This window comes from Achromobacter xylosoxidans, from assembly GCF_002192695.1.
Lineage (GTDB): Bacteria > Pseudomonadota > Gammaproteobacteria > Burkholderiales > Burkholderiaceae_B > Achromobacter > Achromobacter xylosoxidans_C.
In genome coordinates this window covers 235,161-258,315 of record NZ_MTLG01000052.1, presented here as the reverse complement: position 1 = coordinate 258,315, position 23,155 = coordinate 235,161, and the positions used below count along the sequence as shown (strand labels likewise).

The following is a 23,155-nucleotide window of genomic DNA, read 5'->3' as shown; positions in this document are numbered from 1 at the left end:
CCATGAAGCCCCTGCTGGCGGTCGCGTCCGTCCTGATCAAGTCCATCACGGTGCTGCTGGCCGTGGCGGTCATCAACTTCATGCTGGTGCGGATGGCGCCGGGCGATCCCGTCAGCGTCCTCGCCGGCGAAGCGGGCGCCTCCGACCAGCAGTACATCGACCAGTTGCGCAAGGAGTTCAACCTGGACAAGCCGCTGCCCGTGCAGCTGGCCGGCTACCTGGGTTCGATGGCGACGCTGAACCTGGGCTTCAGCTACCGCCAGCAGCAGCCGGTATGGGACCTGATCGCGGACCGCCTGCCGGCCACGCTGGTGCTGGCCATTCCTGCCTTCCTGCTGTCGCTGCTGGGCGGGGTGCTGCTGGGCGTGCTGGCAAGCAAATACCGCGGCACCTGGAAGGATTCCGCCATCACGGCGGGATCGCTGGCCTTCTACGCCACGCCCATCTTCTGGGTCGGGCTGATGCTGGTGCTGCTGTTCTCGGTGCAGCTGGGCTGGTTTCCGCCCTTCGGGCTGGAGGCCATGGGCTCCGGCAAGAGCGGCCTGGCGCGCGCCCTGGACATCGCCCATCATGCGGTGCTGCCAGTGCTGACGCTGGCGGCGTTCAACCTGGCGCTGTATGCCCGCATGGCGCGCGCCTCCATGAACGAGGTGCAGACCGCTGACTTCGTCAAGACCGCCTGGGCCAAGGGCCTGTCGCCCGCCCGCGTGGTCTGGGTGCACCAGCTGCGCAACGCGGTGCTGCCGGTCATCACCCTGGCCGGCATCCAGGCGGGGCAGCTGATCGGCGGCTCGGTGCTGGTGGAGACGGTGTTCGCCTGGCCCGGCATCGGCCGCCTGGCGTTCGACGCGCTGATGCAGCGCGACTACCAGGTGCTGCTGGGCGTGTTCTTCTGCACCTCGCTGATGGTGGTGGCGTTCAACCTCATCACCGACCTGATGTACCTGCTGATCGATCCCCGTATGCGGAGCGCTGCATGAAAGGCCTGTCCAAACGCTATGCCAAGAACATCGGCGCCGTCGCGGGCCTGCTGGTGCTGTGCCTGATCGTGCTGATGGCGCTGGGCGCCAACGGCCTCTATCCGGAGAATCCCTGGGACCCGTCGGTCGCGCCCTTTCTCAAGCCGCTGCAGGAGTCCGGCGTGTGGCTGGGCTCGGACTCGCTGGGACGCGACATCGCCTCCGGCATCGTCCACGGCGCGCGCGCCTCGCTGCTGGTGGGCTGCGTCGCCACCGCCGTGGCGCTGGTGATCGGGCTGGCGGTGGGCATCCCGGCCGGCTTCCTGGGCGGGCGCAGCGACGAGATCCTGATGCGCCTGACCGAGATCTTCCAGACCATTCCCAGTTTCTTCTTCGCCATCGTGCTGGTGGCCATCTTCCAGCCCTCCTTCGCCTCGGTGATCGCCGCGGTGGGGCTGGTGAGCTGGCCGCCGGTGGCGCGGCTGGCGCGGGCCGAATTCATGCGCGTGAAGTCCAGTGAATTCGTCGAGGCCGCGCGGGTGCAGGGCCTGTCGAACCTGCGCATCGTCATCGCCGAGATCCTGCCCAACTGCCTGTCGCCGCTGATCGTGATGGCCTCTTTGATGGTGGCCAACGCCATCCTGCTGGAAAGCGCCATCAGCTTCCTGGGCCTGGGCGATCCCAACCTGATGAGCTGGGGCTACATGGTCGGCGCGTCGCGCTCGCTGCTGCGCCTGGCGTGGTGGATGTGCCTGTTCCCCGGGCTGGCCATCTTCCTGACCGTGCTGGCGATCAACCTGGTGGGCGAAGGCCTGAACGACGCGCTCAACCCCCGTCTGCACCGCAAGGGACAATAACCGTGAACGGCCTGCTCCAGATCGAAGACCTGTCCATCAAGCTGCCCGCAGGCGCCGACCGGCCCTATGCGGTCGAAGGCGTCAGCCTGGATATCGCGCCGGGCGAAATCGTCTGCGTGGTGGGCGAATCCGGCTCGGGCAAATCCACGCTGGCCCATGCCGTGCTGAGCCTGCTGCCGCGCGGCGTGAACGTCAGCGGCGGCGCGATACGGCTGGACGGCCAGGCGCTGACCGGCCTGAGCCTGAGCGCGCTGCGCAAGATCCGCGGCAAGCGCATCGCCATGGTGTTCCAGGAGCCGCTCAGCGCGCTCAACCCGCTGATGCGCTGCGGCGACCAGATCGTCGAGATGTTGCGCGAACACGGCGCAACCGACGCCGCGCAGAACGCCGAACGCCTGGCCGCGCTGCTGGTGTCGGTGGGCCTGGCCGACCACCGCCGCATCGCGGATTCCTATCCCTTCCAGCTGTCCGGCGGACAGCGCCAGCGCGTCATGATCGCGATGGCATTGGCGCTGGAGCCCGAAATCCTGATCGCCGACGAGCCGACCACGGCGCTGGACGTGACCACCCAGGCGCAGATCCTGGAAGTGCTGCTGGATATCCAGAAGCGCAAGAACCTGGGCGTGCTGTTCATCACCCACGATTTCGGCGTGGTCTCGGAAATCGCCGACCGCATCGTCGTCATGAAGGACGGCCGCGTGGTCGAGACCGGCGCCGCCGCGCAGGTGCTGAACCAGCCCCAGGCCGACTACACCCGCCGCCTGCTGGCCGCGGTGCCTTCTTCCGTGCCGCCGCCCGCGGCCCCGGTCGCGGCCCAGGCACTGCTGTCGGTGAGCGGGCTGCGCAAAACGTATGTGCGCAAGAGCGGCCTGTTCAAGCCGGCGCGCCAGTTCCCGGCGGTGCGCGACGTCAGCTTCGAGATCGCGCGCGGCGAAACCGTGGGCCTGGTCGGCGAATCGGGCTCGGGCAAGTCGACCATCGGCCGCATCATCGCCGGCCTCATCGCCGCCGATGGCGGCGCGGTACGCCTGAAAGACGCCGACCTGAGCGCGCGCGGCGCCTTCCGCGACACGGCGGTGCGCCGTTCGGTGCAGATGGTGTTCCAGGATCCCTACGGCTCGCTCAACCCCCGGCACCGCGTAGCGACCATCCTGACCAGCGGACTGGTCGCGCAGGGCGTGCCCCGGGAACAGGCCTTGCGCCGCGCCCGCGAACTGATGGAACTGGTGCGGCTGGACGCCTCGGCGCTGGAGCGCTATCCGCATGAATTCTCGGGCGGACAGCGCCAGCGCCTGGGCCTGGCCCGCGCCATCGCCGCGCAGCCCGAGCTCATCATCGCCGACGAACCCGTATCGGCGCTGGACGTGTCGGTGCAGGACCAGGTGCTGACGCTGCTGAAGGAGCTGAAGGACAAGCTGCATCTGTCGATGCTGTTCATCACCCACGACCTGCGCGTGGCCGCCCAGCTGTGCGACCGCATCGTCGTGCTGCAGCAAGGCGCCATCGTCGAGCAAGGCCCCGCCGCCCAGGTGCTGCAGGCGCCGACGCACCCCTACACCCGGCAGCTCATCGACGCGGTGCCGGGCCGCCAATGGAAATAGGCCCGATACCCATGGCTGCTCTCTACTCATTCGCGCTTTCAGCTATCCAGGAATCCCAACCATGAAGGCCCTGCTTTCCCCCCTGCACGACGCCGACTGGACCGGCAACGCCCTGGTCCGCGGCATTCTCAAGCCGCACCACGACGCGCGCGGCCGCGGCCGCGAAATCGAGGCGGCGCTGCGCGACGTCGGACTGGACTGCCAGACCGTCGGGCCGCTGGCCCAAGGCGTGCCCGAGCTGACCCAGATCCATACGCCTGGCTACCTGGCCTACCTGCAAAGCGCCTGGACCGAATGGCGCAAGGCGCCCGACGCCTCGTTCGAGGTGCGCCCCAACATCTGGCCCAACCGCCACTACCCCGACATGCGCGCGTCCACCCCCGTGGCCATGGCGGGCCGCTACCTGGCCGACGGCGCCACCCCTATCGTCGAGGACACCTGGCGCAACGTCTACGCCAGCGCGGAAACGGCGGTCGCCGCGGCGCAGGCGGTGCTGGACGGCTCGTCCAGCGTGTACGCGTTGGTGCGGCCCAGCGGCCACCACGCCATGACGGACATGGGCATGGGCGGCTGCCTGCTGGCCAACACCGCGCTGGCCGCGCAGCGGCTGGCCGGGCAATGGGGCCGGGTCGCGATCCTGGACATCGACGTCCATCACGGCAACGGCACGCAGCAGATCTTCTATGGCCGCGACGACGTGCTGACCGTCTCGATCCACGGCGACCCCGCCAGCATCTATCCCTTCTCCAGCGGCTATGGCGAGGAAACCGGCACGGGCGCGGGCGAAGGCTACAACCTGAACCTGCCGCTGGCGGCGGGCACCGAAATCTCCGGCTACCTCAAGGCCTTCGAGCCGGCGCTGGAACGCATCGAACGATTCAAGCCCCGCGCGCTGGTGGTCGCCACCGGCTACGACACCTTCCGCGGCGATGCCTTCGGCAATCTCAGCCTGGATACGCCCGACTATGCCCAACTGGGCAGGCGCATCGCGCAGTTGGGCCTGCCCACGCTGTTCGTGCAGGAAGGCGGCTACGCCATCGACGCCCTGCGCGCCAACACCCGCTCGATGCTGGAAGGCTATCTCGGCCATGCCCGCCGCTAAGTCCAACGATTCCCACCGACCAGGAACGCGATGCAACCGTCTACCACTCCCCGCGTCGCGCTGATCAGCGGCGCCAGCCGCGGCATAGGCCTGGCCATCGCCCGCGAACTGCTGGCCAACGGCTGGAGCATCAGCGCCGGCACGCGCAGCCCCACCGACGCCTTCGACGGCTTTCCGTCCGCGCAGGTGCACCGCGCCCGCTTCGATGCCGAGGACCCCGCCAGCGAGGACGCCTGGATCGAATCCACCATGGCGCGTTATGGCCGCATCGACGCGCTGATCCACAACGCCGGTATCCTCAGCAAGACCCCGGTCGTCGAGGCCACGGACGACGAGTTCGACCGGCTGTTCGCCGTCAACGTCAAATCGCCCATGCGCCTGACGCGCAAGGCCTGGCCGCACCTGATCGCATCCGGCGCCGGCAAGGTGCTGGTCATGGCCTCGCTGGCCGGCAAGCGCGTGCGGGCGCCGGAGGGCACGCTTTACGCCATGAGCAAGTTCGCCGTGCTGGCGCTGGCCCACGGCATCCGCCACTGCGGCGATGCCCACCAGATACGCTGCACGGCCATCTGCCCGGGCTTCGTGGCCACCGACATGGCCGACGGCGTGCCGGCGGAAATCAAGACGCGCCTGACCCAGCCCGAGGACATTGCGCGCATGGCCCGGCTGGTGCTGGAATTGCCGCCCAGCGCCAGCGTGGCCGAGATTCCCATCAGCTGGCAGGTGGAATCGGAGTACTAGCCCACGGCCTCCAGCACCGCCGCGCGGAACTCCTGCATCAGCGGCGACCAGGTGGCGCCATGGCGCGTGACCAGCGCCATGCTGCGCCGCAGGGGCCGGCCCAGCGCCACCGGCAGCTCCGCGATGTTCCCGTCCAGCGCGCTCTGCGGCATCAGCGCCAGCAGGTCCGAACCGGCCAGCAATGCCAGTGCGCCCCCCGAGAAATGCTGCACCTCCAGCGCCGCCGACGGCGGCGCCAGGCCCGCCTCGGCATAGCGGGCCTCCAGCGCCTGGCGCGCCACCGACCCCTGCATGGGCAGGATCCAACGCTGGCCGGCCAGGTCGCGCAGCGCCAGCTTGCGCCGCGCGGCCAGCGGATGCTTGCGGCCGGCGGCCACGCACAGGCCGTCCTCGCGGATCGATTCCTGGTGCAGCGAACCCGGCACGTCGGCATAGATGGGCGTCACCGCCAGGTCCAGCTTGCCGCCCGCGACCTGCTCGTTGAGATCGTCCGACTGGCCTTGCGTCAGTTGCACCCGCAGCGCGGGCCGCCGCGGCAGCAGGCGGCGCAGCGCCGGCATCACCACACTGTCGACCGTGGCGCCGGTGGCGCCGATGCGCAACAGCCCGGCCTCGCCCAGGCGCAGCTCCATCGCGTTGCGCACGGCGTCGCGATATTCCGCCCAAAGCCGCTGCGCATGCTCGCGGAACGCCAGGCCCGCCGACGTCAGGCGCAACCCGCGCCCGCCACGGTCGAGCAAGGCCAGGCCGGTGTCGGCTTCCAGCCGTTGCAATGACTTCGACAGCGCCGGCTGGCTGACGCCGCAGGCGGCGGCCGCGCGGTCCAGGTTGCCGTGCTCCACCACGGCCAGGAAATACTCGATGTCACGCAGCGACAGATTCATAATCGTTGGTTATGCATAGACTCAGCTTCGGGAATATTAAGCCGAGCCCGCGCTCCTAGAATCCCTGGATAAACCCGAGGATCGACAGGAGACGCAGCGCGTGGACAAGAAGCCCAATATCGTATTGATCGTGGCCGACAACCTGGGATGGGGCGAGCTGGGATGCTACGGCGGCGGCGCCCTGCGCGGGGCGCCCACCCCCAACATCGACAGGCTGGCCTCGGAAGGGTTGCTGCTGCAGAACTTCAACGTGGAAAGCGACTGCGTGCCCACGCGCTCGGCGCTCATGAGCGGCCGCCATCCCATCCGCACCGGCTGCCTGCAATCCGTCCCTCCCGGCCTGCCGCAAGGGCTGGCGCGCGACGAAATCACGCTGGCCCAGCAATTGTCCGGCCAGGGCTACGCCACGGCGCATTACGGCAAATGGCACCTGGGCGACATCCCCGGCCGCTATCCGTCCGACCGAGGCTTCGACGAGTGGTACGGCATCCCCCGCACCACCGACGAAAGCCAGTTCACCTCGTCCATCGGCTTCGACCCCTCGGTCGCCGATATTCCGCACATCATGCAGGGCCAGGCCGGTTCGCCTTCGGAAAACGTCAAGGTCTACGACCTGGAGACCCGCCGCGGCATCGACGCCGAACTGGTCGACCGGTCCATCGGCTTCATGCGCAAGCACGCCGCGGCCAGCCGTCCGTTCTTCCTGTACCTGCCGCTGGTGCACCTGCACTTTCCCACCTTGCCGCACCCGGACTTCTCGGGGCGCACCGGCGCCGGCGACTTCGCCGACTCCATGGTGGAAATGGACCACCGCGTCGGCCAGATCGCGCAGGCGGTGGACGAGCTGAATCTGCGCGACGACACCGTGTTCATCTTCTGCAGCGACAACGGCCCGGAATTCCGCAAGCCCTACCGCGGCACCGCCGGCCCATGGACTGGTACGTACCACACCGCCATGGAAGGCAGCCTGCGCGTGCCCTTCATGATCCGCTGGCCCGGCCAGGTCCAGCCCGGCCAGGTCTCCAACGAGATCGTGCACGTCACCGACCTGTACACCACGCTGTCGCGCATAGGCGGCGCGTCCATTCCGCAGGACCGGCCCATCGACGGCATAGACCAGACCGATTTCTTCACCGGCGCCAGCCCGGCCTCGCTGCGCGAGGGCTTCCTGTTCTACATCAAGAACGACCTGCGCGCCGTCAAATGGCGCGACTGGAAGCTGCATTTCTACTGGGAGCCCGAGGTCAACGAAGGCAAGGGCAAACTGGAGTCGCCGTACCTGTTCAACCTGAAGCAGGACCCCAAGGAAGAAAGCGACATCCTCATCTTCAACACCTGGGTGCTGGGGCCCATCCTGAAAATGGTGCAGTCCTTCAACCAGTCCTGCGCCGCGCATCCGAATACGCCGCCCGGCAAACCGGACCCGAGCTGAGACGCACGGCGGCCTGACCAAAAAAACACAAAGGGGAAATCATGAAATTCGCTATCCGTTGCTACGCGCTGCTGCTCGGCGCCGCGCTGACCGCCACCGCCAGCGCGGCGGACGCCAAGCTGGAATGGCCCGGCAAGCAGATCACCTGGGTGATCGGCTTCGTGCCGGGCGGCACCGCCGACGTGCTGACCCGCATCGCCGCGCAGGAACTGGCGCGGCGCAGCGGCCTGAACGTCATCGTGGAAAACCGCCCCGGCGCGGCGGGCGCCATCGCCCTGCAGCTGGTGGCGCGCAGCAAGGCCAGCGACGGCTATCTGCTGACCGTGCCCGGCCCGCTGATCTACCCCACGCCCCAGCCCGAGATCGGCCGCGAATTGGCGCCCGTCATCCTGATGGCCCAGGGCCCCATGGTCATCGTCGGCCCGGCCAAGGACGCCAAGGCATCCTTGCAGGACGTGCTGGCCGATGCCCGCCAGCGGCCCGAGGCCTGGAGCTACGGCAGCTCGGGCAACGGCACCTCGCAAAACCTGGCGGGCGAACTGCTCAACCAGTACGCCGGCACCCGCATCGTGCACGTGCCCTACAAGGGCGGCGGCCAGGCGGTGGCCGACGTGGCCGGCGGCCAGATCCCCCTGGCGATCTTGGGTTCGGCCCCGGTCATGCCGCAGATCAAGGCCGGCACGCTGAAAGCCTACGCCGTCACCACGCCCTACCGCCTGGACAGCCTGCCCGACGTGCCCACGGTGGAAGAGTCCGGTTTCAAGGGCTACGCCGCCACCCAGTGGTTCTCGGTCGCGGCCAGCAAGGACATCCCCGCCGCGCAGCTGGACCAGGTCAACGCCGCGCTGCGCGCCGCCGTCGCCACGCCGGAATTCAAGGCCGCCCTGGACAACGCCGGCATGATCGCCGGCGGCGGCTCGCGGGATGAATTGCAGTCATTCATCCAGGCGGACAGCGCCAAGTGGCAGAAGCTGATCGATAGCGGGGCGGTGAAGCTGGCGAATTGAGGACCTTCCCTCAACTCATATACACGCCGCCATTGATGGCGTAGTTGGCTCCCGTCACGAAAGCCGCCTCATCCGACGCCAGCCAGGCGCACAACCCCGCCAGATCCTTGGCAGTACCCAGCCGGCCCACCGGCACGCTTTCGACGATACGGTCCAGCAACGCCGGCGGGAACGCCTTCACGGTGTCGTCGGCGATGAAGCCCGGCGACGCCAGGTTGACGGTCACGCCGCGCGCCGCCACTTCCTGGGCCAGCGAACGAGTGAAGCCGATCACGGCACCCTTGGCGGTTGCGTAGTTGATCTGGCCGATCTGGCCTTTTTCCGCGGCCACCGAGCCGATGTTGATGATGCGGCCCCAGCCGCGGTCGGCCATGCTGTCGACGACCTGCTTGGTGGTGTTGAACAGCGTATCCAGATTGCTGCGCAGCACCGCCGACCAGTCCGCCTGGCTCATCTGGCGAAAGCGCATGTCCAGCATGGCGCCGGCATTGTTCACCAGTACATCGATCTCGCCGACCTCGCGCCGCACCTTGGCGAAGGCCGCCTCGGTCGAGGCCCAATCCGTGGCGTCGCCCTCGGAAGCGATGAAGTCGTAGCCCAGGGACTTCTGTTCCTTCAACCAGTGGTCCTTGCGGGAAGAACGCGGCCCGCAGCCTGCCACCACGCGGTGTCCCGCGTTGTGCAGCGCCTGGCAGATCGCGGTGCCCGTGTGGCCCATACCGCTGGTGACGTAAGCAATGCGCAAAGCCATGTACTTCCCCTTTTGAAAAGACGGTATCGCGCCGCCGCTCAGCCCATCTGGCCGACCAGCGGGAACAGGCCGAACGCCAACGCCGCGCCCAGCATCACCAGGCAGACCATGGTGGCCCACTTCAGCGAATAGCGCTGGTGGTCGCCGAAGTCCACGCCAGCCAGGCCGACCAGCAGGTAGGTCGACGGCACCAGCGGGCTCAGCAGATGCACGGGCTGGCCGATCAGGGACGCGCGCGCCATCTCGACCGGCGAAATGCCGTAGCCCTGGGCCGCTTCGCTCAGGATGGGCAGCACGCCGAAGTAGAAGGCGTCGTTGGACATGAAGAAGGTGAAGGGCAGGCTCACCAGCGCGGTAATGCCGGCCAGGTACGGGCCCATGGCGTCGGGAATCACCGCCAGCAGGCTGCGCGACATGGCCTCGACCATGCCGGTGCCCGACAGGATGCCGGTGAAGATCCCGGCCGCGAAAATCAGCGACACCACCGACAGCACATTGCCCGCGTGCTGCGCGACGCGGCGGCGCTGCTCGGCCAGGTCCGGATAGTTGATGACCAAGGCAATCGCGAAGGCGATCATGAACAGCACCGGCAACGGCAACACGCCCATCACCAGGCTCACCATCAGCGCCAGCGTCAGCCCGGCGTTCACCCACAGCAGCTTGGGGCGGCGCAGGTCCTGGTCGACTTCGACATCGGGCAGGTTCGTGGGGCCGTCCTCGTCGTAGCCCGCGTGCAGCGAGGCGCCGTCCGGCAGCGACAGCACGCCCAGGCGACGGCGTTCGCGCAGGCCCAGGCAGAACGCCAGGACCAGGATGGCGACAATGGCCACGCCCATCACCGGCACCAGCGGCACGAAGATATCGCCCGCGTCCACGTGCAAGGCGCTGGCGGCGCGCGCCGTCGGGCCGCCCCAGGGCGTCAGGTTCATGACGCCGCTGGCCAGCATCGCCAGACAGGTCATCGACAGCGCGTTCATTTTCAGGCGGCGGTACAGCGGCAGCATCGACGCCACCACGATCATGTAGGTGGTCGAACCGTCGCCGTCCAGCGAGATCACCAGCGCCAGCACGGTCGTGCCCATCACGATCTTCAGCGGATCGCCCTTCACCGCGCGCAGGATGCGGCCCACGATGGGATCGAACAGGCCGGCGTCGATCATGACCCCGAAATACAGGATGGCGAACATCAGCATCACGCCGGTGGGCGCGATCTTGCGGATGCCGTCCAGCATCATCTTGTCGATGCCCGAGCCGAATCCGCCCAGCAGGGCGAAAATAATGGGGACAAGGATCAGCGCCACCAACGGCGACAGGCGCTTGGTCATGATCAGCGTCATGAACGTGATCACCATGCCGAAGCCAAGCAGGGTCAGAAGCATGAGGGTTATCTCCGACTAGTCGTTGTTATGCGTAAGACGCGCCTCCGGCTGGGGAAGCGCGACCGCAAGACTAGAAATAAAAGCTGTCGGCAACCTGTCGTTTTTGAACGCGAGTGCGGTGTGGGGAGGCTGGTCCAGCCATGCGACAATCGCCCCATGCGCATACTGGTGATCGAAGACGACGCGGACCTGGCCGACGCACTCGTGCGCCGGCTGCGCCGTCTCGGCCATGCGGTCGACTGCCAGAACGACGGCCTGAGCGCCGACGGCGTCCTGCAGTACGAAACCTTCGACCTCGTCATCCTGGACATCGGCCTGCCCCGCATGTCGGGCTTCGATATCCTCCACCGCCTGCGCGACCGCGGCAGCAAGACGCCCGTGCTGGCGCTGACCGCCCGCATCGACATCGAAGACCGCGTCCATGCCCTGGATACCGGCGCCGACGATTACCTGGCCAAGCCCTTCGATTTCCGCGAACTGGAAGCCCGCTGCCGCGCCCTGCTGCGCCGTCCCAGCGCCCAGGCCGCCGGCGTGCTGCGCTTTGGCGAACTGGTCATCGACAGCGCCGCGCGCCAGGTCACGCTGGCCGGCCAACGCATCGAACTGCCCAAGCGCGAATACAGCCTGCTGGAAATCCTGCTGGCCGGCATGAACCGCGCCGTCAGCAAGACCGAAATCGCCCACAAGCTGTTCGCCTTCGACGACGACGCCGCGCCCAACGCCATCGAGGTCTATATCGCCCGGCTGCGCCGCAAGCTCGAAGGCTCGCCGCTGCGCATCGAAACGCAGCGCGGCACCGGCTACCTTCTGACCGCCACCGATGACCACGACAGCCCCGCCGCGTCCGGCTCCGGCCGTGAGTGAACACGGCAGGCCCGCCGCCGCGCAGGGCCGCATCTCGATCAAGCGCCGCCTGCTGGCCATGCTGCTGGCGCTGTTCGTCGCCGCCCTGGCCACGCTCTACCTGCTGGTGCGCGGCTACGCCAACCAGACCGCCGACACCACCTACGACCAGTTGCTGCGTTCCTCGGTGCTGTCCATCGCCGACAGCCTGCAGCTGGTGCAGGGCGAGTGGCGCATGGACATGCCCTATGCCTCGCTGGCGCTGCTGGAGCAGGCGCCGCGCGACCGCGTGTTCTACCGCGTCGGCGACACGGGCGGCGCGCTGATCTCCGGCTACGCCAGCCTGCCCGCCCCTCCCGCCCGCGGCGAGGACGGCCCCGCGTACTCGCCCCGCCTGTACGACGCCAACTATCAGGGCGAGCCGGTGCGCATCGCCTGGATGGAACGCAGGATCGCCGGCCCCCGCAACGCCGAGACCGCACTCATCCAGGTCGCCCAGACCCGCGAAGCCCGCAACGCCCTGGCCGATGGCATACTCTGGCAAGGCACGCTGGCGCTGATCGGCTTTACCGCCGCGGCCCTGGCGCTGGCCTACTGGGGCCTGCTGCGGTCGCTGTCGCCCATCCGGCGCATCGAACGCGAGCTGGCGGCCCGCAGCGCGTCGGACCTGCACCCGATCGCCGCCCCGGTGCCCGAGGAGCTCGACACCCTGGTGCATTCGCTGGACGGCTTCATGGCGCGGCTGTCGGAAAACCTGGACACCCTGCGCCTCTTCATCGCCGAAGCCGCGCACCAGCTGCGCACGCCGCTGGCCGCGCTGCACGCGCAGATGGAAGTGGCGCTGGACGAGGAAGATCCCGCCGAACAGCGCCGCAGCCTGCTGGCCGTGCTGCGCAACGCCGAGAAACTCTCGCGCCTGGTCAACCAGTTGCTGAGCGACGCCAGCGTCATCCACCGCAGCAACGTGCGCCAGTTCCAGCCAGTGGACCTGGCCGGGCTGTTGCGCCAGGCGGTGTACGACACGGTCCCGCAAGCCGATCCCCAGCCCGACGTGCGCCTACATCTGCCCGCCAGTACACCGGGCAACCCTCCCGTGGCGCTGGGCGACAGCCTGATGCTGCGCGAAGCCTTCAAGAACCTCATCGACAACGCGCTGCGCCACGGCGCCACGGAAGACGGCCACATCGACGTGCGGCTGGAACCGCAGGACGAAGGCTGGCGCATATCCGTATCCGACCAGGGCCCGGGCATTCCGCCCGCGCTTGCCAACGCCGCCTTCGAGCGCTTCGTGCGCGGCCCGAACCCGCGCGCGCCCGGCGCCGGCCTGGGCCTGTCCATCATCAAGCGCGTGGTCGACATCCATCAGGGCAGGCTGGTCCTGAGCAACCGCGTGGGCGGCGGCCTGGACGCCGTGGTCACGCTGCCGGCCCGCCCCCATGAAGCCTGATTTCCTGCTCCCCCTGCGCCTGCTGGCGACGCTGGCCGTCCTGCTGCCGCTGGCGGCTGGCCATGCCGCGGAAACCAGCGCCGCGGGCCTGACGCTGGGTCCGGCCGACAGCAGGAACGTGCTGGTCGTGCACGCCTCGAACAGCGTGCAGGTGTTCCGCGGCGTGCTGGAGGACTTCAGCAGCCTGAACCCCGGCCTGCGCCTGGAGTACACCGAACTCTCCACGCAGGAGCTGTATGCCGAAACCGTCTCCCGCGCCGCGCAGGCGCCGGCCGCCAGATCGGGGCCCGACATCGTCATCAGCAGCGCCATGGACCTGCAGACCAAGCTGGTCAACGACGGCTACGCGCAGCCTCACATTTCGCCCGAGACCCGCGCCCTGCCTGCCTGGGCCAACTGGCGCGACGAGGTCTTCAGCATCGGCACCGATCCCATCGTCATGGTCTACAACACCGGCAAGCTCGCTCCCGCGCGGGCGCCGCGCACCCGGCGCGAGTTGCTGTCCTTGCTGCAGGCGCCGGACCAGCCCCTGGCCGGCGCCATCTCCACCTACGACGTCGAGGGCAGCGGCATCGGCTACCTGGCGGCCACGCAGGACACGCGCCTGGACAGCATGGCCGGCGCGCTGCTGGCCGAGCTGGGCCGCAACCGCGTCGCCGTCCACGCGTCGACGGAAGACGCGCTGGACAAGCTCGAGCGCGGCGAGATCACGCTGGCCTACAACCTGCTGGAATCCTATACCCGCCACCGCATCGACCAGGGAGCGCCGCTGGCCATCGTGTATCCGCAGGACTACACGCTGATGCTGTCGCGCTCCGCCATCATCCCCAGGCTGGCGCCGCGCGGGGATCTGGGCGCGATGTTCCTGGACTATCTTCTGTCCCCCAGGGGCCAGGAGATGGTCGCCCGACAGTCGGGCATGCGGCCGGTGAGCGCCTCGGTCAGGCCTGAAGCAGGCGTGCGGCCAGTGGGACTGGGCGTGGGCCTGCTGGTGTATCTGGATCCGCTCAAGAAGCGGCATTTTCTCGACCTGTGGCGCGCGGCGGTCCATCCGCCGGGCGCAAGCGCCCAGCCTTGACCCCGTTTGCAGCGAGCGCTGGTAAGCATGACCCGGTGCGCCTGCACCACGCTCGAGGCCGGGGACGGCATGCTTGCGGATCCGGACCTTTTTGCGCTCGCCAAGTACCCATTTTTTTTATCTGGCCCGGGATTTTCCGAGGATAATTTCCCCGTGGCAGAGCCGCCGACTATCCCATGCGGGCCGGCCTCCCCCGCGCCGGCAAACCACCGCCGCGCAGCGCTCCCCCGATCTGGCCGGAGCCACCTCTACAACGATCTGTGATGCGTGACAGCGTTTGCGTCTGAACCAGAGTTGGAGGCACGAAATGGCTGAACACCAGATTGCCGTCCGGCGCGCGATCGAAGCCCTGGACCATATGACGGATCCCGATCCGCCCTGGCATGACATCCTGCGGACCGCGCGCGACATGGTGGGCGCCGACAGCGGCACCCTGATCGTCTTCGATGCGCGCCACAAGTTGCTGGACCTGTCTTCCGTGAGCTTCCCCGAAGCCGGCGCAGCCGACTACCGGAACCACTATTACAGCTGCGACATCGTCGAACAGGACTCGCGGCTGCTTCGTACGGGCGCGTGGCTGGATACCGCAACCATGTGCGATCGCGGGCGATTGCAGAGTTCGGAGTTCTACGCCGACTTCATGCTCAAGCACCGCATGGCCCAAGTGCTGTGCCTGGTAATCGAATCCAGCGCCGCCCTGCGCGCCGCCATCGCCTTTCAACGTTCGACCGTGGACGGCAAGGCCGTCGAACGGCTTCAATCCGGCGACTTCGCCCGGTACTTCCGCCTGCTGCAAAGCCGGCTCGCGCAGCGCGAAAAGGCGCTCGACATCGGATGGACAGCCGTCGAAAGCACGCTCTCGGATGTGGGCGAGGCCGTGCTGCTGGTCAGCCGCGACGCGATGGTGGACAAGATGTCCGCGCTCGCCGTCCGCTACCTGGACGACGGCCACGGTTGGAATGTCCGCGGCGGCAAACTGCGCCACCCCGACGCCAAGATACAGACGCTTTTCGATGCGTATTGTCAGGCGGTCGCGCGCGACGGCAAGGCGCGTTCCCTGGCGGCGGCCGCCGGATGGGGGGAATTGACCTGGATCGACATCAGCGCGGCTCCACAAGCGCTGAGCCTGATAGGCAACCGCATGCTGCTGGTGCGCATGCGGCGCAAAAGCGCATTCGCCCAGCCTGACATCGACAGGCTTGCCGCTGTCTTCGCCATCACCCATGCAGAGGCCGCGGTCCTGGCCGGACTGGCCACGGGCCATAGCGTGGAAGAAATCTCCACCTTGCGAAAATCCTCGGTGCTGACCGTCCGCAAGCAGGTCGCGTCCCTGCTCAACAAGATGGAATGCAACCGCCAGTCCGAACTGGTCAGACTAGCCTCCCTGCTGTAACCGGCTCCCCGCCTGCCCGTCGATCGCACCCATCCTCCAGCGCGAATTCGGCGTACTCAATTTTGAGTATGTGGTGCCTACCTCGGGCGTCCTACGATGGGCGCGAAGGCATGAGATCCCGACACGGCATTACGCCCGGGTCGTAAGCCCAACGCGCGAGGCCCCGTTTGCCGCCACGGCCCGCATCGACCCCAAGGCAAGGCTGGCCTGTCCAAAAAAAAACACGAATGCGCCATTCCGGTTACGCAGCTGTCCTTGCCCAAGGCAACATCGCCCCACGCTCCAAGGACACCGGTCCCCAATGCTGCGATCACACACGTATCAAGGAGCACCTCATGAAGACAGCCCTTTTACTCCGCGCCGCCCTTCCCGTCGCCATCGCCGCCGCCGCGCTGCTGACCGGCCCCGCCGCCGCGCAAATGTCCGCCGCCCCGACCACCGCGGCGCCCCCGTCCGACGTCCAGCTCAGCCGCGACCAGGTCGAACGCGACCTGGCTGCCTGGAAGCAATCCGGCGTGGAAAGGAACTGGGACAGCGACAACACCCCTGACATCAACAGTCCCGAGTATGTCGCCGCCTACAGGAAGTATGTGGATACGGTCAGGCCGGCCAATGCGCCGCAGATGCAGCAGTCGCAGGGCCAGGGCAAGTGGTGATGCGCTGTCACGTTGCCCGCGAGGGCGCACCGCCGCGCTCGCTGCCTGGCGAGCGGCCATAGTGCGCGCGGTACGCCCGATTGAACGTAGAGACTTCCTCGAATCCCCAGTTGGCGGCGATGTCCGCGATGGAGCGGCCAGGCTGGGTTTCGATGGCCTGTCGGCACTTTTCCAGCCGGCACTGCCGCACATGGGCGCTGAAACTCAAACCGTGTTCGGCAAGTATCTTGAACAGATAGCTGCGCGAAATGCCGAGTTCCTCGCTGGCTGAGGCCGGTGTCAGGCCACGGTCTGACAGACGGCGCTGCACCAGCGCCAGAATCCGGTCCAGGGCTTCGTGCCGCAGCCGCCGCGTCACCTGTGCCTCGGCGTCCGCCCCTTCGAGTTGGGTGCGCGAAAGCAGTTCGCTGCAATGCCTGACCATCAACGCCTGCACCTGCTGCAATTCGTGGGCCGGTAATTCGCTGACCAGGCGCATATAGCTGGCCAGCACCCGCCCCGCCCCTGAACCCCCGTCCAGCACCGGCGTTGCCAGCCGTCCGCGCCGGCCCAATTGCGGCCGCAGCAGCCCTTCCGGGATTTCTATGCAGAACATGCGGAAATCGGTGCGAAAGTCGACTTCCCAGGGCGAGGCGCAATCCACCACATAGACGTCGCCGGCACGCGCGCGCATGGCGCTTCCTTCCTGCGAGACCAGGGCCTCGCCGGCACACAGCAGGTTGGCGAAAAAAGGGGATTGCTTGCGGGCCGAGAGACCGGCTTCGGACAACCTGACCACGTGCGACTGCGCCGTGATGGTGGAACCGTGCAAGTCCGGCAGCAGCAGGCCGTCGATCTGGCCACGAAAACTGCGCGCCGCATCGCGCTCGGGTTCGAGCGGCACGTAGGCATCGCAGATCGCATCGCGCCAATACGCGAACTGGTCCTGCGGCGCTATGACATCGGTGGTGTGGTGGTAGGCCTGCGCGCTCATCTTGAGTACCGGATCATGCCGACGGGGCCGCCATCTTCTGGGGGGATGGACGCTTTGCGCCACTGCCGTGGACGCTACGCGCTGGCAGGGCGAAGACTACCGGCCGATTATACGCACAGACCTATCGCGCCGGACGCTGATCCAGGCCCCCATCAGGAGACAAGAGATGTCCACGCCCGAACCGCTCGACGAGCGGATCGCAGCCTTTGAACGCGACGGCTTCGTGGTGCTGCCCGGCATCATCCCGCCCGAGCAGGTCAGCCAGCTGCAGGAAGCGCTGATCCGGATCGAGGCCGAACACAACCTCGGCTACGCCCAGACTTCGTTCGAAGGCCGCAAGACGGTGCGCATCAACAACCTGCTGGTCTACGATCCGCGCTTCTGGGACGTGCCGCTGCAACTCGAGGTGCTGGCCCTGGCCGAACGCCTGCTGGACCGCGAATTGCTGCTGTCCTCGCTGTGCTCGCTGACGCTGGCGCCGGGGCAAGGCGCCCAGCCCCTGCACGAAGACACCCAACAGTTGGCCCTGCCGCGGCCGCGCCCGCCGCTGGCGGTCAACGCCATCTGGGCGCTGAGCGATTTCACTACTGAGAACGGCGCCACCCATATCGTGCCCGGCAGCCACCGCTACGATTCCTCGCCGTCCTACGGCGCCCAGGATATAGCCACCGTGCAGGCCACCATGAAGGCCGGCAGCGTCATGCTGTTCGACAGTGCGCTATGGCACAAGGGCGGCGCCAACAACAGCAATGCCCGCCGCTACGCGCTGTCGTGCTACTACTGCGCCGGCTGGATGCGCCAGCAGGAAAACCTGCAGCTCGGCATCCCGGCCGACGTGGCGCGGCGCTTCCCGCGCCGCCTGCAGGAGCTGTGCGGCTACAGCATCTACAAGGGGCAGTACGGACACATCGACAACGCCGACCCCATCACCCTGCTGGGCGGCGCCGGTCGCCCCACGGTGTGGCAGGCCAGCGATGCCAAGGCCGCGCGCAAGGCCGCCGAGCGCAAGGCATGAACGCCCCCGCCCTGCCCGCGGTCCCGGACTCGGTGATCCACCTGCTGCGCGACGCCGCCCGCGAGACACCCGATCTTCCCGCCCTGTTCTTCGAGGGCGCGCGGCTGAACTATGCGCAATACGCCGGCTTGGCCGGAGCGTTGGCGCGCCGCCTGGGCCAGCGCGTCCGGCCCGGCGACCGGGTGGCCCTGCTGATGCAGAACTCGCTGGACCTGGCCGTCGCCACCTTTGCCGTGCATGCGCTGCGCGCGCAGGCCGTGCCGCTGAACCCTGGCTACCGCGAACGCGAACTGGCCTACATGCTGGAAGACGCCGCGCCCCGCATGCTGCTGCATGACGACAGCGTGAAGCTGGACCTGGCCGCCCTGTGCCCCGGCCTGGATGCCGGCGCCATACTCCGCACCGGCGACGGCGCTGGCCTGCTGGAGATGCTGCCGCAGGCCTGCGCCCTCCCCCAAGACCTGCCCCGGCACGAGGACCTGGCCACGCTGCAATACACCGGCGGCACTACCGGACGCCCCAAGGGCGTGAACATCCTGCACCGGCAGATCGCCTACAACATCGCGCAGCGTGAAGCCTGGCTGCCGACGCGGCGCGAGGCCGAAGTGGTGCTCTGCGTGATGCCGCTGTTCCATGTATCGGCCGTCTCCATGTCGCTCTACCTGAGCCTGCACGCCCGGGGCGAACTGGTGGTGATGCGGCGCTTCGACGCCACGCGCACGATAGAGGCCATCGCCGCCCATCGCGTCACGCTGCTGCCGGGCGCGCCGGCGGTCTTCCACGACCTGCTGCTGAGTCCGGCCCTGAGCCTGGAACGCCTGGCCAGCCTGCGCGCCTGTTTCTCCGGCGCGGCGCCGCTGCCGCGCGAAACCCTGGCGCGCTTCGAACAGCGTGCTGGCTGCCCCATCCACGAAGGCTATGGCATGAGCGAGGCCGGGCCTTGCCTGGCGTTCAATCCCATGCACCGCCCGCGCAAACCGGGTTCGGTTGGCCTGCCCGTGCCGGGCGGCGAGTTACAGGTGGTGGACCTGGACCACGGCGCTCGGCCCCTGCCGCCCGGCCAGCCCGGCGAAATCCGCGTGCGCGGTCCGCACGTGATGGCAGGCTACCGCCAGCCCGCTGCGGATGCCGCACAGGCTCTGAGCCAGGGCTGGTTCTATACCGGCGATGTCGCGGTACTGGATGAGGAAGGCTATCTCCATCTGCAAGGCAGACGGCACGACTGCATCAATGTAGGCGGCTTCAAGGTCTATCCGCTGGAAGTGGAGCAGGTGCTGTTGTCGCGCCCCGAAGTCGGCGAAGCCGCCGCCTTCGGCGTGGCCGACGAGCGGCTGGGACAAGTGGTCCACGCCTGGGTCACGCCCGCGCCGGGCCAGAGCCTGGACACGGCCGCCCTGCAGGCCCACTGCGCCGCCCACCTGGCCGGCTACAAGGTGCCGCGCCGCATCGGCGCGGCGCAAGCCCTGCCCCGCACCAGCATAGGCAAGCTTGCACGCGGCGCGCTGGCCCCCGTGGCCGAGCCCGGTCCGATTTCGCAGTGACATTCAACACAAGGGGAGGAACATGAAGCAACTCGATCTGCAGGCGCTGCAACACCAGCTCGCCGAAGAAGGCTACGCCGTCATTGAAAACGTGCTGGACGCCACGCAACTGGAACAGGCGCGCGAACGCGTAGCCAGCCTGATGGCCGCCGAACGCGCCGCCCCGTTCCCGCTGGACGACGAACGGCACGAAGACGATGACGACATCCTGGCCTACTATAAGCGCCACTACACGGTGAGCGACATGGAAGCGCGGCGCATGGTGGCGCGCGTGCACCAGTACCGCCGCGACAACGAAAACACGCGCTGGCCGGTTCCCATCAACAAAGTGTCGAAGAACTTCCTGCACTTGCCCACCCTGTTCGACGACGACAAGTCGCAACGCGTCTGGAACCTGCTGAACAAGGCGCCCGAGATGATCCCGCTGATCGAGCACCCGGTGGTGCTGCCCATGGTGCGCAGCGTGATGGGCCAGGACTGCAACCTGCACGACTTCCAGGCCACCAGCATCGGCCCCGGCACGGGCGGCGGCGCCTGGCACGTGGACGCGCCGCTGGGCCAGATCGCCGAGCCGCTGCCGGAATTTCCGCTGACGCTGCAGAACGTCTGGATGCTGGACGACTTCACCGCCGACAACGGCGCCACCCGCGTCATGCCGCGCAGCCACAAGCTGCGCAAATCGCCACCCTGGGGCAGCGGCCCACTGGACGGCGAGGTCACGCTGACCGCGCCCGCCGGCTCGGTCGCCATCTGGCTGTCCAATACCTGGCACCGCTCCGGCCCGAACCATACCGGCCGCGAGCGCCGCGCCATACTCTGCAACTACAACGTGTCCTGGCTGCGCGGCTTCGCGGACTTCACCAGCACGCTGCCCGCAGGCGTCGCCGCCACGCTGTCCAACGAGGCGCGCTACCTGCTGGGCTACGGCGCGCGCGCGCCGTTGACGCGCTGACCATGGCCGCCGCAACCTCGCCCCAGGCGCGTGCAGCCGAGACTCCGGCGATCCACGGCCACTGCGATCCCGCGTTCGAATCGGTGCGCGCGGCGTTCGCGCGCAATTTCCAGGACCAGGGCGAGCTGGGCGCAGCCGTCGCCATCGAGGTCGACGGCTATCCGGTGGTCGACCTGTGGGCCGGCTGGGCCGACGCGCAGCGCAGCCGGCCATGGGAACGCGACACGGTCTGTATCGTGTTCTCCAACACCAAGCCAGCCACGGCGCTCTGCGCCCACATGCTGGCCGAAGCCGGCGAACTGGACCTGGACGCGCCCGTCGCCCGCTACTGGCCTGGATACGCCGCGGCGGGCAAGGCGGGCACCACTCCGCGCATGCTGCTCAACCACAGCGCGGGCCTGCCTGCGCTGCGCGAGACCTTGCCGGCGGACGCTGCCTTCGACTGGGAGGGCATGACCGGCCGGCTGGCCGCCGCCGCGCCCTTCTGGGCGCCGGGCGAACGCGTGGCCTACCACGGCCTGACCTACGGCTGGCTGGTCGGCGAGCTGGTGCGCAGGCTGGGCGGCTGCATGCCCGGCGAGTTCTTCCGCAGCCACATCGCGCAACCGCTGGACCTGGACTTCTGGATAGGCTTGCCGCAATCCGAGGAAGCGCGCGTCGCGCCCATCGTGCCGCCGCCTGCGCCGCAGGCGCCGTACAGCCCCTTCGAGCAGTCGCTGAAGGACGAGCCCGACAGTCCCACGGCGCTGTACGCCAAGAACACCGGCGGCTGGCGTCCGTCAGGCTTCAACAGCCGCGCTGGCCGCGCGGCCGGACTGTGCGCGGCCGGCGGCATCGCCAATGCGCGCAGCCTGGCGCGCCTGTACGGCACGCTGGCGCTGGGTGGAGCGCGCGACGGCGTGCGCCTGCTGCGCGAGGACACGCTGGCCGCGGCCACCGCCCTGTCGGCACGCACGGACGACGACGCCTGCCTGCGCGTGCCTGCGCGCTACGCCAGCGGCTTCATGCGCCAGATGGACAACCGCGCACTTGGCCTGGACAGCGCCTGCTTCGGTGACCAGGCCTATGGCCACACGGGCGCCGGCGGTTCGCTCGCTTTCGCCTGGCCGCAGCGCCGGCTTTCCTTCGCCTACACCATGAACCGCATGGGCCGCACGGTGCTGCTCGACGAACGCGCGCACCGCCTGGTACGCGCGACGCATGCCGCAATCGGCGCGCCGCCGCCTGGCTGACGCCAGCGCGGCACACACAAATCACAAAAAAACCTGGAGACAAATTCTCATGAGCACGAACTATCCCTATCGGCCCGCCGTCCTGAGGCGCCTCTTCGCCGCCGCCGGCGCCACGCTGCTGGTCCACGGCGCCGCCATGGCCGCCGAACCGGTCAAGATCGGCTATCTGATCCCGTTGTCCGGCAGCGCCACCGCCTCCATCGGCAAGGACATGTCGCGCGCCACGCACCTGGCCGTCAAGCACATCAACGACGCGGGCGGCATCAAGGCGCTCGGCGGCGCACCATTGCAACTGGTCGAAGTGGACACCCGCGGCGACGCCAAGGTCGCAATGACCGAGGTCGAACGCCTGATCACCCGCGAGAAAACACCGGTGCTGCTGGGCGCGTTCCAGAGCGGCGTGACCTTCCCCGCCACCGCCGTCGCGGAAAAGAACCGCGTGCCATGGGTGGTGGACCTGGCCGCCAAGGCCGACATCACCGAACGCGGCTTCAAGTACGTGTTCCGTCCCACGCAGATCCCGGCCTCGGGCAATGCCGAGAGCATGGCCGAGTTCATTCAATACGCGGGCAAGACCACCGGCAAGCCGGCCAAGACCGTCGCCATGGTCTACGAGAACACCGATTGGGGCCAGGACATGGCCAACACGCTGCGCGCCAAGTTCAAGGCGGCGGGCATCGACCTGGTGCTGGACGAAGGCTACCCGCCCAATTCGCCGGACCTGCGCCCGCTGGTGCTCAAGATCAAGGGCAAGAAGCCCGACGTCGTCACCGTAACCTCCTACGGCGCCGACGCGGTACAGCTGCACAAGCTGCTGGCGCAAATGCGGGTCGGCTCGACCTACGTCGGCAGCGCGGCCGGCCAGATCGACAGCACCTTCATACCGCTGGTCGGCAAGGACATCGCCGGCAATGTCTACACCACCAATGGCTGGGCCGGCTATGAGTCGTCCATCACCACGCCGTTCGCCAAGAAATTCTGGGACGATTTCGTCGCCGCCTACAAGGTCGATCCCAACGAACTGTCGGTCAGCGCCTACGCCGCGGTCTGGGTCATCAAGGACGCGCTGGAGCGCGCCGGAAAAGCCGATCCCGAAGCCATCCGCGACGCCCTGGCCCAGACCAGGCTGCAAGGCACCGACCTGAACAAGCTGGTGGGCTATGACATCGTGATCGACGCCAAGGGCCAGAACCCCGAGAAGCGCTACGTCATGCAGCAGATCACGCCCGACGGCCAGTACCGCACCGTGTGGCCGGAGAACCTGGCATCCAAGTCCTACAAAATGGTTTGGCCCGCCGCCCAGCCCTGACCG

At 68.1% G+C, this 23,155-nt stretch carries 21 protein-coding genes; 17 read left to right on the top strand and 4 right to left on the bottom strand.

The window, feature by feature from the left end; translation table 11 throughout:
* The first annotated feature begins 2 nt into the window (after window positions 1-2).
* The 5 genes from BRO63_RS06215 to BRO63_RS06195 all read left to right on the top strand — a co-directional run bounded on the left by BRO63_RS06215 (window position 3) and on the right by BRO63_RS06195 (window position 5,260).
* The gene (locus BRO63_RS06215; protein WP_088138897.1) at window positions 3-980 is read left to right on the top strand and encodes an ABC transporter permease; all 978 of its coding nucleotides are present in this window, start codon (window positions 3-5) and stop codon (window positions 978-980) included.
* Window positions 977-1,816: an ABC transporter permease gene (locus tag BRO63_RS06210; RefSeq protein WP_088138896.1), complete on the top strand. Its 840-nt coding sequence runs from the start codon at window positions 977-979 to the stop codon at window positions 1,814-1,816. The genes BRO63_RS06215 and BRO63_RS06210 overlap by 4 nt, the downstream gene beginning before the upstream one ends.
* 2 nt (window positions 1,817-1,818) lie before the next feature.
* Window positions 1,819-3,417, top strand: coding sequence for a dipeptide ABC transporter ATP-binding protein (locus tag BRO63_RS06205; RefSeq protein ID WP_088138895.1), 1,599 nt, complete (start codon window positions 1,819-1,821; stop codon window positions 3,415-3,417).
* Window positions 3,418-3,478: 61 nt separating this feature from the next.
* Window positions 3,479-4,519 (top strand): histone deacetylase family protein, encoded by a 1,041-nt coding sequence (locus tag BRO63_RS06200; protein ID WP_088138894.1) that lies wholly within the window; start codon window positions 3,479-3,481, stop codon window positions 4,517-4,519.
* A gap of 30 nt (window positions 4,520-4,549) precedes the next feature.
* Window positions 4,550-5,260, top strand: a complete 711-nt coding sequence (locus BRO63_RS06195; RefSeq protein ID WP_088138893.1) for an SDR family NAD(P)-dependent oxidoreductase — start codon at window positions 4,550-4,552, stop codon at window positions 5,258-5,260.
* Here BRO63_RS06195 and BRO63_RS06190 read toward each other — a convergent pair.
* On the bottom strand, window positions 5,257-6,144 hold the full coding sequence (locus BRO63_RS06190; RefSeq protein WP_088138892.1) for a LysR family transcriptional regulator: 888 nt from the start codon (window positions 6,142-6,144) through the stop codon (window positions 5,257-5,259). The genes BRO63_RS06195 and BRO63_RS06190 overlap by 4 nt on opposite strands.
* A 100-nt stretch (window positions 6,145-6,244) precedes the next feature.
* Here BRO63_RS06190 and BRO63_RS06185 point away from each other — a divergent pair, with 100 nt between their 5' ends.
* Window positions 6,245-7,576, top strand: a complete 1,332-nt coding sequence (locus tag BRO63_RS06185) for an arylsulfatase (RefSeq protein ID WP_088138891.1) — start codon at window positions 6,245-6,247, stop codon at window positions 7,574-7,576.
* A 41-nt stretch (window positions 7,577-7,617) separates the two neighbouring features.
* Window positions 7,618-8,583: a tripartite tricarboxylate transporter substrate binding protein gene (locus BRO63_RS06180; protein ID WP_088138890.1), complete on the top strand. Its 966-nt coding sequence runs from the start codon at window positions 7,618-7,620 to the stop codon at window positions 8,581-8,583.
* A 10-nt stretch (window positions 8,584-8,593) separates the two neighbouring features.
* On the opposite strand, the gene BRO63_RS06175 is transcribed toward BRO63_RS06180, so the two are convergent.
* Together BRO63_RS06175 and BRO63_RS06170 are read right to left on the bottom strand one after the other, a co-directional pair.
* Window positions 8,594-9,334 carry an SDR family oxidoreductase gene (locus tag BRO63_RS06175; protein ID WP_088138889.1) on the bottom strand — a complete coding sequence of 247 codons (741 nt, stop codon included), beginning with the start codon at window positions 9,332-9,334 and terminating at the stop codon, window positions 8,594-8,596.
* Between the two features lie 38 nt (window positions 9,335-9,372).
* A complete protein-coding gene (locus BRO63_RS06170) occupies window positions 9,373-10,713 on the bottom strand; it encodes a CitMHS family transporter (RefSeq protein WP_088138888.1) in 1,341 nt (446 codons plus the stop codon).
* A 156-nt stretch (window positions 10,714-10,869) separates the two neighbouring features.
* Between BRO63_RS06170 and BRO63_RS06165 the strand changes: the two genes are divergently transcribed.
* The 5 genes from BRO63_RS06165 (at window position 10,870) to BRO63_RS34150 (ending at window position 16,130) form a co-directional block, all read left to right on the top strand.
* Window positions 10,870-11,577, top strand: a complete 708-nt coding sequence (locus tag BRO63_RS06165; protein WP_088138887.1) for a response regulator transcription factor — start codon at window positions 10,870-10,872, stop codon at window positions 11,575-11,577.
* Window positions 11,578-11,635: 58 nt separating this feature from the next.
* Entirely contained in the window at window positions 11,636-13,003 is a 1,368-nt protein-coding gene (locus BRO63_RS06160; RefSeq protein WP_088138962.1) for a sensor histidine kinase, read from the top strand.
* Window positions 12,993-14,081 carry an ABC transporter substrate-binding protein gene (locus BRO63_RS06155; protein ID WP_088138886.1) on the top strand — a complete coding sequence of 363 codons (1,089 nt, stop codon included), beginning with the start codon at window positions 12,993-12,995 and terminating at the stop codon, window positions 14,079-14,081. Before BRO63_RS06160 ends, BRO63_RS06155 begins: the two co-directional genes overlap by 11 nt.
* A 307-nt stretch (window positions 14,082-14,388) precedes the next feature.
* Window positions 14,389-15,474 (top strand): helix-turn-helix transcriptional regulator, encoded by a 1,086-nt coding sequence (locus BRO63_RS06150; protein ID WP_088138885.1) that lies wholly within the window; start codon window positions 14,389-14,391, stop codon window positions 15,472-15,474.
* Window positions 15,475-15,809: 335 nt separating this feature from the next.
* Complete coding sequence (locus tag BRO63_RS34150) at window positions 15,810-16,130, top strand: hypothetical protein (RefSeq protein WP_088138884.1); 321 nt, start codon at window positions 15,810-15,812, stop codon at window positions 16,128-16,130.
* A gap of 7 nt (window positions 16,131-16,137) precedes the next feature.
* On the opposite strand, the gene BRO63_RS06140 is transcribed toward BRO63_RS34150, so the two are convergent.
* The gene (locus BRO63_RS06140) at window positions 16,138-17,103 is read right to left on the bottom strand and encodes an AraC-like ligand-binding domain-containing protein (protein ID WP_088138883.1); all 966 of its coding nucleotides are present in this window, start codon (window positions 17,101-17,103) and stop codon (window positions 16,138-16,140) included.
* Window positions 17,104-17,269: 166 nt separating this feature from the next.
* On the opposite strand from BRO63_RS06140, the gene BRO63_RS06135 reads away from it, so the two are divergent.
* The 5 genes from BRO63_RS06135 to BRO63_RS06115 are packed head-to-tail and all read left to right on the top strand — an operon-like array spanning window position 17,270 to window position 23,152.
* Entirely contained in the window at window positions 17,270-18,118 is an 849-nt protein-coding gene (locus BRO63_RS06135) for a phytanoyl-CoA dioxygenase family protein (protein ID WP_088138882.1), read from the top strand.
* The gene (locus BRO63_RS06130) at window positions 18,115-19,659 is read left to right on the top strand and encodes a class I adenylate-forming enzyme family protein (protein ID WP_088138881.1); all 1,545 of its coding nucleotides are present in this window, start codon (window positions 18,115-18,117) and stop codon (window positions 19,657-19,659) included. The genes BRO63_RS06135 and BRO63_RS06130 overlap by 4 nt, the downstream gene beginning before the upstream one ends.
* A 22-nt stretch (window positions 19,660-19,681) precedes the next feature.
* The gene (locus BRO63_RS06125; protein WP_088138880.1) at window positions 19,682-20,611 is read left to right on the top strand and encodes a phytanoyl-CoA dioxygenase family protein; all 930 of its coding nucleotides are present in this window, start codon (window positions 19,682-19,684) and stop codon (window positions 20,609-20,611) included.
* Between the two features lie 2 nt (window positions 20,612-20,613).
* Complete coding sequence (locus BRO63_RS06120) at window positions 20,614-21,843, top strand: serine hydrolase domain-containing protein (protein ID WP_088138879.1); 1,230 nt, start codon at window positions 20,614-20,616, stop codon at window positions 21,841-21,843.
* Window positions 21,844-21,892: 49 nt separating this feature from the next.
* The gene (locus BRO63_RS06115) at window positions 21,893-23,152 is read left to right on the top strand and encodes an ABC transporter substrate-binding protein (protein ID WP_179215044.1); all 1,260 of its coding nucleotides are present in this window, start codon (window positions 21,893-21,895) and stop codon (window positions 23,150-23,152) included.
* Window positions 23,153-23,155 lie beyond the last annotated feature (3 nt).